14 protein-coding genes are annotated in these 16,918 nt (G+C 74.1%); 6 read left to right on the top strand and 8 right to left on the bottom strand.

The genetic code is table 11. The features are described 5' to 3' along the window. Positions 1–100 precede the first annotated feature (100 nt). Positions 101–3,628 carry a DNA polymerase III subunit alpha gene (locus M4D82_RS07935; protein ID WP_249765358.1) on the top strand — a complete coding sequence of 1,176 codons (3,528 nt, stop codon included), beginning with the start codon at positions 101–103 and terminating at the stop codon, positions 3,626–3,628. Further along, positions 3,625–4,623 (top strand): DNA polymerase Y family protein, encoded by a 999-nt coding sequence (locus M4D82_RS07930; protein ID WP_249765357.1) that lies wholly within the window; start codon positions 3,625–3,627, stop codon positions 4,621–4,623. The genes M4D82_RS07935 and M4D82_RS07930 overlap by 4 nt, the downstream gene beginning before the upstream one ends. A 123-nt stretch (positions 4,624–4,746) precedes the next feature. Here M4D82_RS07930 and M4D82_RS07925 read toward each other — a convergent pair whose 3' ends face one another. Beyond that, positions 4,747–5,859, bottom strand: a complete 1,113-nt coding sequence (locus M4D82_RS07925) for an acyl-CoA dehydrogenase family protein (protein WP_249765356.1) — start codon at positions 5,857–5,859, stop codon at positions 4,747–4,749. Between the two features lie 206 nt (positions 5,860–6,065). Between M4D82_RS07925 and M4D82_RS07920 the strand changes: the two genes are divergently transcribed. Then, complete coding sequence (locus tag M4D82_RS07920; protein ID WP_249765355.1) at positions 6,066–6,926, top strand: esterase/lipase family protein; 861 nt, start codon at positions 6,066–6,068, stop codon at positions 6,924–6,926. A 16-nt stretch (positions 6,927–6,942) separates the two neighbouring features. Here M4D82_RS07920 and M4D82_RS07915 read toward each other — a convergent pair whose 3' ends face one another. The 4 genes from M4D82_RS07915 to M4D82_RS07900 form a co-directional block, all read right to left on the bottom strand. Continuing rightward, positions 6,943–8,001: a lytic polysaccharide monooxygenase auxiliary activity family 9 protein gene (locus M4D82_RS07915; RefSeq protein WP_249765354.1), complete on the bottom strand. Its 1,059-nt coding sequence runs from the start codon at positions 7,999–8,001 to the stop codon at positions 6,943–6,945. Between the two features lie 251 nt (positions 8,002–8,252). Next, positions 8,253–9,167 carry an HNH endonuclease gene (locus tag M4D82_RS07910; protein WP_249771568.1) on the bottom strand — a complete coding sequence of 305 codons (915 nt, stop codon included), beginning with the start codon at positions 9,165–9,167 and terminating at the stop codon, positions 8,253–8,255. A 14-nt stretch (positions 9,168–9,181) separates the two neighbouring features. Further along, positions 9,182–9,688, bottom strand: a complete 507-nt coding sequence (locus M4D82_RS07905; RefSeq protein WP_249765353.1) for a ribonuclease FAU-1 family protein — start codon at positions 9,686–9,688, stop codon at positions 9,182–9,184. Further along, positions 9,685–10,629, bottom strand: coding sequence for a GNAT family N-acetyltransferase (locus M4D82_RS07900; RefSeq protein ID WP_249765352.1), 945 nt, complete (start codon positions 10,627–10,629; stop codon positions 9,685–9,687). Before M4D82_RS07900 ends, M4D82_RS07905 begins: the two co-directional genes overlap by 4 nt. Before the next feature lie 82 nt (positions 10,630–10,711). Here M4D82_RS07900 and M4D82_RS07895 point away from each other — a divergent pair, with 82 nt between their 5' ends. Then, positions 10,712–11,101, top strand: coding sequence for a GntR family transcriptional regulator (locus tag M4D82_RS07895; protein ID WP_249765351.1), 390 nt, complete (start codon positions 10,712–10,714; stop codon positions 11,099–11,101). A gap of 75 nt (positions 11,102–11,176) precedes the next feature. Here the strand turns inward: M4D82_RS07895 and M4D82_RS07890 are convergent, their stop codons facing one another. Further along, positions 11,177–12,271 carry a DUF5925 domain-containing protein gene (locus tag M4D82_RS07890; protein WP_249765350.1) on the bottom strand — a complete coding sequence of 365 codons (1,095 nt, stop codon included), beginning with the start codon at positions 12,269–12,271 and terminating at the stop codon, positions 11,177–11,179. 201 nt (positions 12,272–12,472) lie between these two features. On the opposite strand from M4D82_RS07890, the gene M4D82_RS07885 reads away from it, so the two are divergent. After that, a complete protein-coding gene (locus M4D82_RS07885) occupies positions 12,473–13,303 on the top strand; it encodes an SGNH/GDSL hydrolase family protein (protein WP_249765349.1) in 831 nt (276 codons plus the stop codon). Between the two features lie 42 nt (positions 13,304–13,345). Here the strand turns inward: M4D82_RS07885 and M4D82_RS07880 are convergent, their stop codons facing one another. Beyond that, on the bottom strand, positions 13,346–14,986 hold the full coding sequence (locus M4D82_RS07880; protein WP_283844454.1) for a serine/threonine-protein kinase: 1,641 nt from the start codon (positions 14,984–14,986) through the stop codon (positions 13,346–13,348). Between the two features lie 271 nt (positions 14,987–15,257). On the opposite strand from M4D82_RS07880, the gene M4D82_RS07875 reads away from it, so the two are divergent. After that, positions 15,258–15,527 carry a hypothetical protein gene (locus M4D82_RS07875; protein WP_249765348.1) on the top strand — a complete coding sequence of 90 codons (270 nt, stop codon included), beginning with the start codon at positions 15,258–15,260 and terminating at the stop codon, positions 15,525–15,527. Positions 15,528–15,663: 136 nt separating this feature from the next. Here the strand turns inward: M4D82_RS07875 and M4D82_RS07870 are convergent, their stop codons facing one another. Further along, positions 15,664–16,866 carry a CaiB/BaiF CoA transferase family protein gene (locus M4D82_RS07870; RefSeq protein WP_249765347.1) on the bottom strand — a complete coding sequence of 401 codons (1,203 nt, stop codon included), beginning with the start codon at positions 16,864–16,866 and terminating at the stop codon, positions 15,664–15,666. Positions 16,867–16,918: the final 52 nt, after the last annotated feature.

Here is a 16,918-nt window from a genome sequence, read left to right as displayed (position 1 = left end):
AATTGCTCTATGGTGGAGAGCGGGGGAGGTGATGATCGAGCGAAGCAGGAGGCCGCGGGTGCCTGGTTTTACGCATCTGCACACCGTTTCGGGGTTCTCCATGCGCTACGGAGCTTCGCACCCCGAGCGGCTGGCGGAACGAGCCGCCGAGCGGGGCATGGACGCGCTCGCGCTGACCGACCGCGACACCCTCGCGGGCGCGGTGCGGTTCGCGAAGGCCGCCGCCGAGGCCGGGATCCGTCCGCTGTTCGGCGTGGACCTGGCCGTGGCACCCGCCCCGGCGGAAGCGCCGGCCGTGAGCCCCGCGCCGGGCGGGGCCGGTGAGGCCTCGTACCGCCGCCGGGTCCCCGTCAAGGGCGGGGCCTTCGTGGACGAGTCCGCCCCGCGGGCCCTGTTCCTGGCCCGGGACGGCGCCGCCGGCTGGGCGCAGCTGTGCCGGATGGTCACCGCCGCCCACGCCCGGTCCGTTCGGGGGGACGGACCGGGCGGCGGGGGCTCCGCGTCGGACCCCGCCCCGGCCACCCCTGCCGCCGCCTTCGACCCCGGCTCCCGGCAGCCGCTGCTGCCCCGCGAGGCGCTGGGCGGCGACGGGGTGTTCGTCCTGCTCGGCCCCGCCTCCGACGTCGGCCGCGCCCTCGCCGCCGGCCGCCCCGACCGGGCCGCCCGGCTCCTCGCGCCCTGGCGGGAGGCCTACGGCGAAGCCCTGCGTCTGGAGGCCGTCCACCACGGACGCCCCGGCACCGGCCCCGGCTCCCTGCGGCTGGCCGCCCGTACCGTCGGCTTCGCCGCCGAGCAGGGCGTCCCGGCCGTCCTCGCCAACGCCGTCCGCTACGCCGACCCCGGCCAGGGCCCCGTCGCCGACGTCCTCGACGCGGCCCGGCGCCTGGTCCCCGTGGACCCGAGGGGCCCCCTCGACAGCGGGGAACGCTGGCTCAAGGACCCCGCCGCCATGGCGTGGGCCGCCGACCGCATCGCCGAGGCCGCCGGGCTGCGCCCCGCCGACGCCCGCCGGCTGCTCGCCCGTACCCGCGAGACCGCCGAGGCCTGCTCCGTCGACCCGGAGGACGACCTCGGCATCGGCTCCGTGCACTTCCCCGAGGCCCGCCTCGTCGGCGCCGCGCACCGCACCGCCCAGCGGGTCCTCACCTCCCGCGCCACGGCCGGCATGGTGCTGCGCGGCCACGCCCACGACCGCGCGTACTGGGACCGGATGCACGAGGAACTCGACGTCATCGCCCACCACGGCTACGCCTCCTACTTCCTGACGGTCGCCCAGGTCGTGGACGACGTACGGGAGATGGGCATCCGCGTGGCCGCCCGCGGCTCCGGCGCCGGCTCCCTCGTCAACCACCTCCTCGGCATCGCCCACGCCGACCCGGTCGCCAACGGCCTGCTGATGGAACGCTTCCTCTCCCGCCGTCGCCGCGTCCTGCCCGACATCGACATCGACGTGGAATCCGCCCGCCGCCTGGAGGTCTACCGCCGCATCCTCGACCGCTTCGGCGCCGAACGCGTCGCCACCGTCTCCATGCCCGAGACCTACCGCGTCCGCCACGCCGTCCGCGACGTCGGCGCCGCCCTGGCCATGGACCCGGCCGCCGTCGACCGCCTCGCCAAGGCCTTCCCGCACATCCGCGCCCGCGACGCCCGCGCCGCCCTGGCCGAACTGCCCGAGCTGCGCGAGATCCGCGAGGAGCAGCGGGGGGAGCACGAGGAGGCGTACGCGCGGATGTGGGACCTCGTCGAGGCCCTGGACGCCCTGCCGCGCGGGATCGCCATGCACCCGTGCGGGGTGCTGCTGTCCGACGCCTCGCTGCTCGCCCGTACCCCGGTGGTGCCCACCAGCGGCGAGGGGCTGCCCATGTCCCCGTTCGACAAGGACGACGTGGAGGACCTCGGGCTGCTCAAACTCGACGTGCTGGGCGTGCGGATGCAGTCCGCGATGGCCCACGCCGTCGCCGAACTGCGCCGCGCCGAGGGCCGCGAGCTCGACCTGGACGACCCGGCGCAGGTGCCGCCGGACGACGGGCCCACGTACGAGCTGATCCGCTCCGCCGAGACGCTGGGCTGCTTCCAGATCGAATCCCCCGGCCAACGCGACCTCGTCGGGCGGCTCCAGCCGACCGCCTTCCACGACCTCGTCGTCGACATCTCCCTCTTCCGCCCCGGCCCGGTCGCCGCCGACATGGTGCGCCCCTTCATCGAGGCCCGGCACGGCCGCGCCCCCGTCCGCTTCCCGCACCCCGACCTGGCCGACGCGCTGCGCGAGACCTACGGGGTGGTCGTCTTCCACGAACAGGTCATCGAGATCGTGCACGTCATGACCGGCTGCGGACGCGACGAGGCCGACCGGGTGCGGCGCGGGCTGTCCGACCCGGACTCCCAGGGCCGGATCAAGGCCTGGTTCGCGGCCGCCGCCACCGCGAAGGGCTACACCCCCGAGGTGATCGCCCGGACCTGGGAGATCGTCGAGGCCTTCGGCAGCTACGGCTTCTGCAAGGCGCACGCCGTGGCCTTCGCCGTCCCCACCTACCAGTCGGCCTGGCTCAAGGCCCACCACCCGGCCGCCTTCTACGCCGGGCTGCTCACCCACGACCCCGGGATGTACCCCAAGCGGCTGCTGCTCGCGGACGCCCGCCGGCGCGGCGTACCGGTCCTGCCGCTGGACGTGAACCACTCGGCGGTCGCCCACCGCATCGAACTGGTGTCCGGTCCGCCGGAGCGCTGGGGCCTGCGCCTCGGCCTCACCGACGTCCACGGCATCGGCGAGGCCGAAGCCCTGCGCATCGAGGCCGGCAGGCCCTACGCCTCCCTGCGCGACTTCTGGGAACGCGCCCACCCCGGCCGCCCCGTCGCCGAACGCCTCGCCCAGGTCGGAGCCCTCGACGCCTTCGGCGCGAACCGCCGTGACCTGCTGCTGCACCTGAGCGAACTCCACGGCGCCCAGCGCGCCGCCACCGCCCGGGGCGGCACCCAACTCCCCCTCGGCGGCGGCCGCTCCACCGCCCCCGTCGGCCTGCCCGACCTCACCGACGCCGAACGGCTCAGCGCCGAACTCGGTGTCCTCGGCATGGACACCTCGCGCCACCTGATGGGCGACCACCACGCCTTCCTCACCGAACTCGGCGTCACCCCGGCCCGCCGACTGCGCGACACCGCGCACGGCCGGACCGTCCTCGTCGCCGGCGCCAAGGCCGCCACCCAGACCCCGCCGATCCGCTCCGGCCGCCGCGTCATCTTCACCACCCTCGACGACGGCACCGGCCTGGTCGACCTGGCCTTCTTCGACGACAGCCAGGAAGCCTGCGCGCACACCGTCTTCCACTCCTTCCTGCTGCTCGTACGGGGAGTCGTGCAGCGACGCGGCCCGCAGAGCCTCAGCATCGTCGGAGCCGCCGCCTGGAACCTCGCCGAACTCGCCGAACTGCGCGGGCGCGACGGCCTCCAAGCCGTCACCGCCCGCCTCGCCGAACAGCCGCACCACACCCGGGACGGCGTCGACACCGGCCGCCGCATCCACCTCCCGACCGGCTACGAGATGAACCCCTGGGCCGACCTCCGCCCCGCCGGCGACGGCGCCGCGACCGGACGCAAGCTCTGGCACTCCAGCCCCGGGAGCGCCGGATGATCCTGCACGTGCGCTGCGCCCCCACCCTCACCGAAGAGGGCTACCGCGAGGTCCTCGAACTCCTCCGCGAGTTCTCCCCCCTGGTCCAGGCCCTGCCGCCGCGCGCCGCCCTGGTCCAGGTCCGCGGCGCCCAGCGGTACTTCGGCTCCGACGCCGCCCGCATCGCCGAGGTCGTCCGCCTGCGTACGGTCGCCCGGCTGGGCACCGACGTCCGCATCGGCGTCGCCGCCACCCGGGCCGTGGCGGCCATGGCCTCCGCCCGCGTCCCCGAACCCGGCGGAACCCTCGCCGTACCCGCCGGGGCCGTGGCCGACTTCCTCGCGCCCCTGCCCGTCGAGGCCCTCGACGGACTCGGCGCCCGACAGGCCGACGCCCTGCGCGCCTACGGGCTCCACACCGTCGGCGCGCTCACCCGGGTCCCGTCCGGGGTGGTCGAACGGATCCTCGGAAAACGGGCCGGCCGACTCGTCGTCGAACGCGCCCGGGGCCTGGACCCCCGCCCCGTCACCCCCCGCGACCTGCCCGCCTCCGCGACCGTCCGGACCCGCTTCGGCCGCCAGGAACTCGACGGCCCCCACGCCCGAGCCGCCCTGCTCACCCTGGTCGTCCGCCTCGGCGCCGACCTGCGCGGGCGCCGGCAGGCCGCACGGGCCCTGACCCTGTCCCTCCGCTTCGCGGACGGCACCCGCTGGGAGAAGACCCGACGGCTCACCGAACCCTCCGCCCACGACGAGGACCTCCGCGCCCTCGCCTACCGCCTGATGGACGCCGCCGGCCTCCAACGGGCCCGGCTGGCCGGGATGGTCCTGCGCGCCGAGGACCTCACCGGCGCGGGCGCCGTCACCCGGCAGCTCTCCCTCGACGCCGCCCGTGAATCCCGCCTCACCGTCGAAGCCGCCGTCGACCGCGCCAACGCCCGCTTCGGCCCCGGCACGGTCCGCCCGGCGGCGACGTTCTCAGGGGGCTCGGTTCGCCTCCGGGGCGCCGTCGCCTGACTCACAGCGCCGTGCGTCCTCGAAAACCGTTCGTTCCTCACGGTTTCCTCCGGGCGCTCTTCGCTGTTCCCCAGGCGCGCCCCTTCGGCTCACTCGCCCCGGTGCGAGCTGCGAGAGGGGCGGTCAGTCGTCCAGGTCGGCCAGGATGCGGTGGGCCGTCTCCGTCCGCAGGGGAGTGGTCTGGGCCTGGATCAGGTGGAACTGGGCCTCGCGTGACAACCGGCCCGCCGTGTGCCCGTACTGGATCGCCCGGCCGCCCGCCGCCGCCACGCAGGTCGCGGCCGCCCGTACGGCCAGGTCCAGCGCCGCCGCCCGCAGCCGCAGGCGGGCCTCGGCCCCCTCGCCGGGCGGGAGTTCGTCCCGCAGCCCGTAGGCCTCGGCGCGCAGGGCGGCCGCCTTCCGCGCGACCCGGAGGCCGAGTTCCTCGTACGGGGTCGATCGGAGCAGGTAGTCGGCGGTGGCGCGGAGCTGGCCGAAGACGGCCGGCTGGGCGTCCGCGTTCTCCTCGTCGTACGCCCGGATCCAGTCGGCCCGGGGCTCGCGCCCCAGCACCCGGGCGTCGGGTACGTGGACGTCGCGCAGCTCCACGGCGGCCGTGTGCGTACCGTCCATCGCCCACAACGGGGCGCCCGCGACGGCCTCCAGCCCGTTGCCCGGCTCACAGTCGACCAAGGCGAACACCACCTCGTCGGCCCCGGTGACGGCCCCCACGAACAGGCTGTCCGCCAACCCCCAGCCCGTCACCCACGGCACCCGCCCCGTGAGCCGCCACCCGCCGGAGACCCGCTCCGCCGTCACCGGCGGACGCGGATGGCGCAGGAACGCGAAACCGGCCGTGGGCCGCAGCCTCCCGCCCGTCAACGCCGGCAGCCAGGCCTCGCGCAGCCGCTCGCCCGCCGGACCGGCGGCCTTCAGCAGCCCCTTGGCCAGCGGCACGTGCTGCGTCCACACGAACCACGTCGACGGGTCCACCGCCGCCAGCACCTCGTGCACCTCCCGCGTCACCTGACGCGGCGTGAGCCCGCTGTCGGCCGCCGGCCCGTAGCCGACCAGGCCGTACGCGCCGCACGCCGCCAACGCGTCCAGGTGCGAGGCGGGCACTCCCGACCGCGCGGTGTCCTCCGCCCGCGGCCGCAACACCTCCACGGCGGTCCGCAGCACGGCCGCGACCAGCGGGTCGGCCGCCAGGGCGGGCGGGGTGGCCAGGGCGGTTCCGGCACCCGGATGGCTCTGCACAGCCGTTCACCTCACGTCGGGTTCGGGCGGGCGTCCACCCCGGCCGGAGCATCGGTCGGAGCGGACTCGACACACGATTTTTTACCGCCGCGTAACTTCCAACTCTTGCTACTCGACCGTAATTTAGCCACAGCGGCACCCCTTGTGATCCGGATCACGGGCTGAAACCCCCACGCATTCCCCTTGACCCGCAAGGAGATCACACGATGCTGCCCTGGAGACGCCTGCTCCGTCCGTTGGCCGTACTCACCCTCGCCGCGGCGGCCGTCATGGCCCCCACCGGCGCCGCGCAGGCCGCCTCGGCGCCGAGCAGCGGCTGGAACGACTGGTCCTGCAAGCCGTCCGCCGCGCACCCGCGCCCCGTCGTCCTCGTCCACGGGACTTTCGGCAACTCAGTCGACAACTGGCTGGGTTTCGCGCCCTACCTCGTCAACCGCGGCTACTGCGTCTACTCCCTCGACTACGGGCAACTGCCCGGCGTCCCCTTCTTCCACGGGCTCGGCCCCATCGACAAGTCCGCCGGCCAGCTCGCGACCTTCGTCGACAAGGTCCGCACCGCCACCGGCGCCCCGAAGGTCGACATCGTCGGCCACTCGCAGGGCGGCATGATGCCGCGCTACTACCTCAAGTTCCTCGGCGGCGCCGACAAGGTCAACGCCCTCGTCGGACTCGCCCCCGACAACCACGGCACCACCCTGCTCGGCCTGACCAAGCTCCTGCCCTACTTCCCCGGCGCCGAGGACCTCATCAGCTCCGCCACCCCCGGCCTCGCCGACCAGATCGCCGGCTCGCCCTTCCAGACGAAGCTGAACGAGGGCGGCGACACCGTGCCCGGCGTGAAGTACACGGTCATCGCCACCCGCTACGACGAGGTGGTCACCCCGTACCGGACGCAATTCCTCGACGGGCCGAACGTACGCAACGTGCTGCTCCAGGACCTGTGCGGGCTGGACCTCTCCGAGCACGTGACCATCGGCCTGACCGACCGGATCGCCTGGCACGAGGCGCTCAACGCCCTCGACCCGGCCCACGCGGAACGAACCACCTGCGCGTCGGTCTTCGACTGACGACGCACGACGTCGGTCAGCGGCCGTGTCGGCCCGCCGTCACCCGGCGGCGGGCCAGCGCGAACAGCACGGCCGCACCGACGGCCAGGGCGCCGGCCCCGGCGATCGCGATCGCCGGGGTGGCGCCGCTGCCGCCGGTCTCCGCCAGATTGTCGCCCTTGGCCCCGGCCGGGGACGGCGCGGCGGCGGACGGCGCGGCGGCGATCGGGGCGCCGGCGATCGGCGTGCCGGCGGCCGAGCCGTTGGTCTTGGGGTCGTTGTCCCCGTGCCCGTTGTGCTCCACCGAGGACTTGCCGGCCCCGTCGGCGATCTGCTGGTCCGTCGGCGCCTCGGCGGTGGGCGCGGTGCTCGGCGCGTTGCTCGGCCGGCCGGCCGCACTGGGAACCGTACTCGGGGCGGCGGCCCCCGTACCGCTACTGCCTCCATCGCCCTGGCGGCCGAAGACCACGTCCGAGCAGGTGTAGAAGGCTTCCGGGCTGTCCGAGCGCTGCCAGACGCTGTAGATCAGGTGGCGGCCGCTCTTCTTCGGCACCGTCCCGGTGAAGACGTAGTCGCCGTTCTGCATGCCCGGGTCGGTGACCTTCGCGAACGGAGCCGGCTCCAGGTCCGACCACTTCAGCGGCTTCGACGGGTCGTAGCCGTCCTTCGTCACGTACAGCTCGAAGGAACCCCGGTGCGGGGCGGTGCCCTTGTAGCGGAAGGTGTGCGCGCCGGAGGTCATCGGGCTCGCCGGCCAGTCGGCGCGGGCCAGGTCCAGGCCCTTGTACTTCCCGTTGCCCGCCGAGCACAGTTGCCCGTCGGGAATCAGGGACTTGCTCTTGCCGGCCGCGTTGGCGATGTTCACGGCGTTCCAGTCGTAGAACGCCTGCGCCCCGCTCGCCGCGACGGCCGCCTTGCACGCCGCCGACTTCGGCGACTCCGGACCCTCCGCGTAGCAGGCCGCCACCCGGCTGACCGGGTCCGTCATCGAACCGTGGGCCCCCGCGGGCCCGGCGGCGTACGCGGCCACCGCGAGCGGGCCCAGTCCCACGGCGGCGATACGGACGGCGGTGCGGCGGCGGCTGCGTGCGGGCATGGGTGGATCTCCTTCGAGACAGGTCATGGATGCGCCGACGGGACGGAACGGGCGGTGCGACGCCGCCCCCCGACGGGACCCCGACGCCGTACCGCCCTCTCCCGGCCCCGCCAACCTAACCGCCCCGCCGCGCCGTTCCCCCTGATCCGAGCCCCCGCGGCCCATCCTTAGGCCCCCCTTAAGGAAGCGGTAAGCAAGGGCTCAGGAAGCAGGACGCAGGCTCGTCGCACCTGCCCGAGCTGTCGACGGCGTCACGCCTTCGCACGGTGCTGGTTCCAGTGGGAAGTCAGCCATCCGCGGTGCTCAGCACGCAGCGTGGCCGTCGGGAGTCGATCGTGGAGCTCCCAGTAGAGCGGGTAGGGGGACAGCGCAGGGTCCACACTGATACGGCCCGTCACCGGGTCGATCGCCAGCCGGCCATCGTCGAAGAGCCGGTGGAGGTCCCGCCTGAGCAGCAGACCACCCCACACGTGGTGCTCACCCGTGGCGGCGTACCCGTAAAGGTGCGCAGCCTCCAACACGGCCGCGGGAGCCGGACCGGTGAACGCGCATTCCGCCCCGTGTTCGCTGAGGAGCTGTTCGCGGAACGAGGCCTGTCCGACCCGCACCCGAACCGTCGCCACCTTGTGCCCACCGGGGATCACCAGTGGGCGCTCCCGGCCAAGAGCACGCAGATCCGGGGCCCGCCCCGTGGCCGCCAGGGCGTCGCGCAACCTGTCCCATCGGACAGAACGCATGCTGAGCTGGGAGTTGGGCGAGTCGCACAGCGCCCGCAACTCGGACCCGGACAACAACCCCCGCCCGTTGACCCAGGCCGCGCCGTGGCGCGACCGGTACGTGGTCACGGTCTTCGTCCTGCTTGCCGGTTCGTAGAAGAGAGCCCCGCACTTGCCGCACCGATAGGTGGGCCTTTCCTTTATGCGCCGCTTGATGTCGGCCTTCTTGCACACCGGGCATGAGTACAGGGTCTTCTCGGTGCTGCCGGTATCGATGGCCTCGATCACGGAGATCCCGATCAGCTCTTTCCTGTCCCACAGGGCGATGACATCGCCCTGTGCGATGCGCGCGTGGTTCTGCACGGTGCTGTCCCAGCTGTAGTGCTCCGCCGGGTCGTCGTCGTATCCGTCGTTCCCGGCGTGCTCCCGGTTCTCGCCCAGGGCCAGCACCAACCAAGCAGTGCTCATTCCATCCCCCCTGGCCCGCCGTCGAGGAGGGCCGGTAGGCCCCGGGGGGTGTGGGCTTGGGCGTGCAGGGTTTCCAGGGCGCTTTGGGCCTGGGCTGCCGACTCGGGGTCGGTCGTCGTCAGGCCGCTTTGCTCGAACTCGTCCTCGTCCAGGCGCAGGATGTCGCGGCCGTCCGCCGATACCCACAGGTCCAGGTCCAGGTCGTCGACCAGGATCTCCGCCGCGCGCACCAGGGCCGGGCGCGTGACGTCGCAGTACCAGCCCTTCAGGGTGCCCGCGCCGCTCCGTACCTCCTTGATCGCGTACCAGCGGGTGCGCCAGTAGTGCTCCACGAACACGTCGCCCGGCTCGAACCGTACGAAGCCGAAGTCCCGTACGCCCTCGCCGGCCCAGCGGGCGCGGAGCGAGATCCGGTCGCCGTCGTCGGAGATCCGGGTCGCCGGATAGCGGATCTTGGTGCGGCCCGCCTTGGTCAGGGTGATCGTCCAGTCCTCGTCGCTCAACGCGATGCCTCCAGGGTCTTCATGTGGCGCGTCTCGGTGGCGCAGATCTCGTATCCGAACCCCCGGTTGATCGCGAGCATCGGCTCGTTCCCCGTGTCGTTGCCGGTGAAGGCCCGCATGTAGCCGGCCGCGCGGGCCCGGTGCAGGGAGTCGGTCTTGGCGAGCTTGGCCAGGCCTCGGCCCCGGAAGGCGCGCAGGGTGCCGGTCATCGCGGAGCCGTAGCGGGTGGCGCCGTCCGTGCGCGCGGCCGAGAACGCCGCCACCGCCCCGTCGACGAGGACCACCGTGGTCAGCTCGTGGTCCAGGGTCGGATCCCGCCAGACGCCCGCCAGCCAGTCCTCGTAGTCGTCCAGTTCCACCGGTACGTCCCCCGGCTCGTCCGCCGACACCTCCGCGTCGGCCTCGAAGAGCGGCCGGGGGTCGGCGGCGAAGGCGGAGCCGGGGCGCAGTTCGACCCCGGCGGGCAGGGTCGCGGGCAGCGCGGGCAGGTGGACCCGCGTCAGGTCCAGGCTCAGGAAGTGCGCCGAGCGGCCGGGCCGGTAGTCGCGGCGCTCGGCGAAGGCCCGGTGCGCCGGCTCGTCCAGCACCCACGCGTACGTGTCCACCGCGCCCGCCGCCACCAGGTGCTCCTCGGCGGCGCGCAGCAGCCCACCCCCGGCGCCGAGCCCCCGGTGCGCGGGGTCGACGTAGACGTTGACGTACGAATGGCCCGGCTCCGGGCTGTCGAGGACGAGCCCCACCTCGGCGGTGCCGACGGCCACGCCGTCCGGGGTCTCGGCGAGCAGCAGCCGGTGCCGCTTGGCGGCGGGCGCGGCGGAGAGCTCGTGGGCCACCGCGGCGGGAGTGGTCACGAGGAACGGCAGCGCGGCCCGGCGCACGCGGACGACGGCCCCCGCGTCCGAGGGGTCACCGGGGCGCAGATCGCGGATGAGAAGGGTCATGCCGGGGACGGTACGGGCGCGCCCGCCGCGACCGCCCCCCAATTTCGCCGCCGCGCGGGGCCGATGGGGGAGAATCGGCCGCGTGACCTCGACCACGACACCTTTGAAGATCCGGATCGACGATTCGGCCGGCGCCCCCGCCCCGTACGAGCAACTGCGCGCGCAGATCGCCGACCGCGCCCGGTCCGGCAAGCTCCCCGCGGGCTTCAAGCTGCCCACGGTACGGGGGCTGGCGCAGGAGCTGGGGCTCGCCGCGAACACGGTCGCCAAGGCCTACCGGGCGCTGGAGACCGACGGGGTGATCGAGACGCGCGGCCGCAACGGCACCTTCGTCGCGGCGGCGGAGGGTTCCTCCCGGGAGGCGGCCACCGCCGCGCAGGCGTACGCCGAACGGGCCCACCGGCTGGGCCTGACGGAGGCGGAGGCCCTGGGCGCGGCCACCACCGCGCTCCGCGCGCGCTACGGGCGGTAGGAACGCCGCGACGGCCCGGCGGATCGGGGGTCGCGGCGGTTCGGGGCCGCGGCGGATCGTCAAGGACCCGGCGGCTCAGAGGTACAGCCCGGCCTCCGAGGACGGCTGCGCGGGCAGCAGCGCCGCCGGGCCGGTGCCCCGGCGCAGGGCGAACAGTTCGGCCAGCGTCGCACCCTCGCGGGAGACGCCCTCGCCCGTGCCGAGCCAGTCCACCGCCTCCCCGTGGGTCAGCCGGCCGACCTCGATACGGGCCAGGCAGCGCCCCGGCCGCACCACCGCCGGGTGCAGCCGCTCCAGGTCCTCGTTGGTGGTGACCCCCACCAGGACGTTGCGCCCCTGGCCCAGCAGACCGTCCGTCAGGTTCAGCAGCCGTGACAGCGCCTGCCCGGCGGTGTGCCGGGCCTCGCCGCGGATCAGCTCGTCGCAGTCCTCCAGCAGCAGGAGCCGCCAGCGGCCCTTGGCCGTGCCCTCGTCCTCGCCGATCGCGATGTCCATCAGGTAGCCGACGTCGTTGAACAGCCGCTCCGGGTCCAGGACGCAGTCGACCTGGCACCAGTCCCGCCACGAACGGGCCAACGTGCGCAGCGCGGAGGTCTTGCCGGTGCCCGGCGGTCCGTGCAGCAGGAGCAGCCGGCCCGCGATGTCGTCGGGGGTGACCTTCATCAGCCGGTCCATCGCCGCCGCGACGGGCGCCGTGTAGTTCGGCCGGACCTCCGGCCAGGTGCCCGCGGAGATCTGCCGGGTCGTGCGGTAGGGGCCGCGGCGCGGGGAGACGTACCAGAAACCCATCGTCACGTTCTCGGGCTGGGGTTCCGGTTCGTCCTCGGCGCCGTCCGTGGCGGCGTGCAGCACCCGGGCGGCGACCTCGTCGCTGACGGCGGTGACCGTCACGTCGGCGCCCCGGCTCCAACGGGAGACGAGCACCGTCCAGTCCGGGCCCTCGGCGAGGGTGGCGCTGCGGTCGGTGTCGCGGGCCGAGCGGAGCACCTTCGCGGCGGGCGGCAGCAGGGTGGCTTCCGCTTTCACCCGCTCGATCGTCACGCTCTGGGAGTACGGCTGTTCTCCGGAGGCGAACCGTCCGAGGAACAGGGCGTCGACGACGTCCGACGGTGAGTCGCTGTCGTCGACATTGAGCCGGATCGGCAGCGCGTCCTGCGGGTCTGCTGACATGGCGCCCATGATCCGGCACGAACTGCCCTCCCGCACCTGTGTTTCGCCGGATCGAGTGGCCGAATTCCCTTTTCAAACACCGCCGGAGTGAAGATTCCGCCGGTAACCCACCCCGAAAATTCTTGGCATGAACACTTCCAGCCAGGCCCGGCTCCTTGTAACACGGACTCAGGAGTAACCCCCCACAAGGAGCCGCACCTTATGAGCAGGAAACTGTCGCGCTTCGCCTCCCTCGCCTCCACCCTGATCCTCGCCGCCGGCGCCACCCTCCTCGGCGCCGGCCAGGCCTCCGCGGCCGCCCGGGCCGACTTCGGCTACGTCGCGCTCGGCGACTCGTACTCCTCCGGTCTCGGCGCCGGCAACTACGACGCCGGCAGCGGCAACTGCAAGCGCACCACCCGCGCCTATCCCGCCCTGTGGGCCGCGGCCAACGCCCCGCAGACCTTCTCGTTCACCGCGTGCTCGGGCGCCCGGACGAACGACGTCGTCGCGGGCCAGCTCGCACCCCTCAACAGCGGTACCGACCTCGTCAGCATCACCATCGGCGGCAACGACGCCGGATTCTCGGACGTCATGACGACCTGTGTGCTCCAGTCCGAGTCCACCTGCGTCAACCGCGTCAACCAGGCCAAGGCGTACGTCGACTCCACCCTCCCCGGGCAGCTCGACCAGGTCTACAACGCCATCCGCGGCCGGGCGCCCGGCGCCAAGGTCGTCGTCATCGGCTACCCGCGCTTCTACAAGCTCAACGGGACCTGCGTCGCCGGCCTGACCGAAGGCGAGCGCTCGGCCATCAACGGCGCCGCCGACCACCTCAACGCCGCCATCGCCCGGCGCGCCGGCGCGCACGGCTTCACCTTCGCCTCCGTGGTCGGCGCCTTCACCGGCCACGAGATCTGCTCCGGCAGTGCGTGGCTGCACAGCGTCAACTGGGCCAACATCGGCGAGTCCTACCACCCCACCGCCGCCGGCCAGTCCGGTGGCTACCTGCCGGTCTTCAGCGGCAAGACCCAGGGGGTGTCGTCACAGTAACGTCGCGCCGCCCGGAGGGCGGGTCCGGCGTCGTCGGGTTCGTCAGGGCAGCGAGTCCGGCGAACCCGACGCGTCGGGGGAGGCGGTGGGCGTTCCGGGGGAGGTGCCGGTCGTCGGGGTGGGTTCGCGGCAGGTCATCGAGAACTCCAGCCACGGCGACTGGGCCCCCGTGGGCGCCCGCACCTCCAGCCGGACCGCGTCGTGCCGCGTCCCGCTCCCCCGGGCGCCCGGCTCGGTGTGGTTGAGCTGACGCGTCCGCGGGCCACCCGCCTCGTACGCCAGGCTCTGCCACGGCGTCAGCGGCGAGGGCGTCTCGCGCGTGACCCAGCGGTACTCCACCACGGCGGGCGTACGCGCCACCTCCAGCGTCCCGGTGAACGCCGGCGCGCTCACCTCGGGCGCCGGGCAGGCGCCGTCGTAGGCGGGGCGCAGGGTGTGCGCGTAGACGGTCACCTTCTGCTCGGGGCCCGACGGGGAGGGCGGGGCGGAAGGGGCCGAGACGGACGGCGAGGCGGGGGAGGGTCGCGGGGACGCCGACGGCGAGGTGCCCGGGGCGGCGGCCCCACCCCGGTCGTCGCTGCCGCCCTGACCGTCCCTCAGCAGCAGCCACCCCAACACGACCAGCGCCACCAGCAACACCACGATCCCGACGGTCAGCACCAGCCCGGCCCGCCCCCGGCGCTCGGCCGCCGCGGGCGGCAGGGGCGTCGTCGGGGCTCCGTACGGGCCCGCCCCGGCCGCCGTCGGCGCGTCCGGCCCCGGCCCGTGGGTCGGGTACGACGCCGGCCCCGGCCCGGGGGTCGGGTACGCCCCGGGCCCCGACGCCGGGCCGCCGGAGTCCCGTACGGCGCCACCGGCACCGATGATCCGCAGCATCCGGGCCGCCTCCGCGGCGGACAGCCGGGACCCGGGGTCCTTGCGCAGCAGCCCCTCCACCACCGGCGCCAGCGGCCCGGCCCGGCGCGGCGGGGGCAACTCGGCCTCCACCACGGCCTGGAGCGTCGACACCGCCGTGTCCCGCCGGAACGGCGAGACGCCCTCGACCGCCGCGTACAGCATCACCCCGAGCGACCACAGGTCCGACTCCGGACCCGGATCACTCCCCAACGCCCGCTCCGGAGCCATGAATTCGGGGGAGCCGAGCAGTTCGCCGGTCATCGTGAGCGCCGAGGAGCCCGACAGGCCGGCGATCCCGAAGTCGCTCAGCACCACGCGCCCGTCGTTGCCGATCAGCACGTTGGCCGGCTTCACGTCCCGGTGCAGCACCCCCGACCCGTGCGCGGAGCGCAGCGCGGCGAGCACCTGCTCCCCGATGTGCGCGGCCCGCTGCGGGCTCATCGGCCCCTCGGCCTCCAGTACGTCGGCCAGCGAGAGGCCGCGCACCAACTCCATCACGATCCAGGGCCGGCCGTCCTCGCTCGCCACGTCGTAGACGGTGACGACCCCGCGGTGCGAGACCCGCGCCGCCGCCCACGCCTCCCGCTCCAGCCGCCGGTACATCCGGCCCACCTCGGCCGCGTCCAGCCCGGCGGGCGCCCGTACCTCCTTGACGGCGACCTCCCGGCCCAGCACCTCGTCGCGGGCGCGCCACACGACACCCATGCCGCCCTGCCCCAGCCGGTCGAGCAGCCGGTATCTGCCGGCGACGACACGCGCGACGTCCCCGCCCTCGTTACCGCTCACGCGAACCCCCAAGCGTCACCAGGTGATCACTCCAAGTTAGCGCAGGGCGTGCCGATCGACACCCGTCGTGACGGCACTCTCCGAATCGGCCGCACCGCGCTCTCCCAAGTCGGCCCGTTTGTGCGGAGAGTGACGGTCGACTCCGGTGAGTAATCGTCAACTACCCGTAACTACAGGGGTAATTCACACCACCGGGATACCGGAGTGTGACGCGGGGGCGATAGGGTTACCCTGCCCGGGGCCGGGTGCCCTCGTACGGGTGGGGAGAGACATGGAACAGATAACGATGCGCAGCAGGCCGCCCCGCGTGCCTGCCATCACGTGCGGCAGCAGTGCGACCAGTTCGCGCCTCGACCGCCACCTCGCGGTGCTGGGCGGTCCCGCCGTCCCGCGGCACGAGGTCGCCGAGGCGACCCTGCTGATGCGCGAGCTCACCTCCCGCGACCACACGCACGTCCAGCGGAGCCGGAGCGCACGCGTCGCGCTCTTCGCCCCGCTGCGCCGGCTGCGTCGCACGCTCTTCGGCAGCCGCCGCTCGTAGCATCCCCGCGCGGCCACCACCGGGCCGCCCCCGGCCCACTGCTTCGGCCCGTGTCCCCTTCTCCCGGCTCTTCCCGGCGTCCGGAGGGGATCCCTTCCCGGGATCCCCTCCCCGGACCTCCGGCGCTTCCCCCGGCTCAGGCGATCACACCGTCCCGACGCAAATCCGCGATCCGCGCGTCCGACATCCCCAGGTCGCGCAACAGGGCGTCGGTGTGCTCGCCGAGCGCGGGCACCGCGCCCATCCTCGCCTCCCCGCCGCCCGGCAACCCGATCGGCGGGAGCAGCGCGCGGAGCGGGCCCACCGGCGAATCCACCGTCCGCCAGCGCCCGCGCGCCTCCAACTGCGGATGCCCGGCCAGCCGCGCGACCGAGTTCAGCCGCGCGCAGGCGATCCCGGCCGCCTCCAGCCGCTCGATCGCCTCGTCCGCGCCGAGCCGCCCGAGCGCCCGCGCCACCACCTCGTCCGTCTTGTCGCGGCCCCGGGTGCGGGCCGCGTTCGTCGCGTACGCCGGATCCTCCGCCAGGTCGGGACGGTCCAACACCTGCCGGGCCAGCCGCCGCCACTCCCGGTCGTTCTGCACCGACAGCAGCACCCGGTCCCCGTCGGCCGTCGCGTACGCGTTGTAGGGCGCGATCACCGCGTGCGCCAGACCCGTCCGTACGGGCTGCTCCCCGCCGTGCATCGTGTGGTGCAGCGGATGCCCCATCCACTCGGCGAGCGCGTCCAGCATGGAGACCTCCACCGGCCCGCCGCGCCCCGTCGTCCCCCGGCGCAGCAGCGCGGCGAGCACCCCGGAGAAGGCGTACATGGCCGCCGCGATGTCGGCGGCCGGAATGCCGGCCTTCACGGGTCGCTCGGGAGTGCCGGTCACCGAGACCAGGCCCGCCTCGCACTGCACGAGCATGTCGTAGGCCCGCTTGTGGGCGTACGGGCCCTGCGCGCCGTATCCCGAGACGTCGACGGCGACCAGGCGCGGGTAACGCGCGCACAGCGTGGCCGCGTCGAGGCCGAGGCGGGCGGCGGCGCCGTGGGCGAGGTTCTGGACGAACACGTCGGCGCCGTCGAGCAGCGCGTGCACCACGTCGAGGCCGCGCGGGTCCTTCAGGTCGAGCGTCAGGGACTCCTTGCCCCGGTTGGCCCAGACGAAGTGCGAGGCCATGCCGTGGGCGGCGGTGTCGTAGGCGCGCGCGAAGTCGCCGCCGTCGGGACGCTCGATCTTGATCACCCGCGCGCCGAGGTCGGCGAGCTGGCGGGTGGCGAAGGGGGCCGAGACGGCCTGTTCGACGGCGACGACGGTGATCCCGTCCAGGGGCAGCGGTGCGGGCATGTGTTCCATCCCCGATGCCTACCGGCTGACCGTGGGTGCTGTCACCACCGACCGCATGGAC

It is taken from the genome of Streptomyces sp. RerS4 (assembly GCF_023515955.1).
Classification (GTDB): domain Bacteria; phylum Actinomycetota; class Actinomycetes; order Streptomycetales; family Streptomycetaceae; genus Streptomyces.
The sequence above is the reverse complement of the archived record's forward strand: the minus strand, read 5'-3'. Positions and strand labels throughout refer to the sequence as shown.

What these genes read in the sequence shown, in the direction of transcription:
- M4D82_RS07870 (WP_249765347.1), bottom strand. Translation starts at nt 16,866, where the DNA reads ATGGAACACATGCCCGCACCGCTGCCCCTGGACGGGATCACCGTCGTC.
- M4D82_RS07885 (WP_249765349.1), top strand. Translation starts at nt 12,473, where the DNA reads ATGAGCAGGAAACTGTCGCGCTTCGCCTCCCTCGCCTCCACCCTGATC.
- M4D82_RS07915 (WP_249765354.1), bottom strand. Translation starts at nt 8,001, where the DNA reads ATGCCCGCACGCAGCCGCCGCCGCACCGCCGTCCGTATCGCCGCCGTG.
- M4D82_RS07930 (WP_249765357.1), top strand. Translation starts at nt 3,625, where the DNA reads ATGATCCTGCACGTGCGCTGCGCCCCCACCCTCACCGAAGAGGGCTAC.
- M4D82_RS07875 (WP_249765348.1), top strand. Translation starts at nt 15,258, where the DNA reads ATGGAACAGATAACGATGCGCAGCAGGCCGCCCCGCGTGCCTGCCATC.
- M4D82_RS07935 (WP_249765358.1), top strand. Translation starts at nt 101, where the DNA reads ATGCGCTACGGAGCTTCGCACCCCGAGCGGCTGGCGGAACGAGCCGCC.
- M4D82_RS07890 (WP_249765350.1), bottom strand. Translation starts at nt 12,271, where the DNA reads ATGTCAGCAGACCCGCAGGACGCGCTGCCGATCCGGCTCAATGTCGAC.
- M4D82_RS07900 (WP_249765352.1), bottom strand. Translation starts at nt 10,629, where the DNA reads ATGACCCTTCTCATCCGCGATCTGCGCCCCGGTGACCCCTCGGACGCG.
- M4D82_RS07920 (WP_249765355.1), top strand. Translation starts at nt 6,066, where the DNA reads ATGCTGCCCTGGAGACGCCTGCTCCGTCCGTTGGCCGTACTCACCCTC.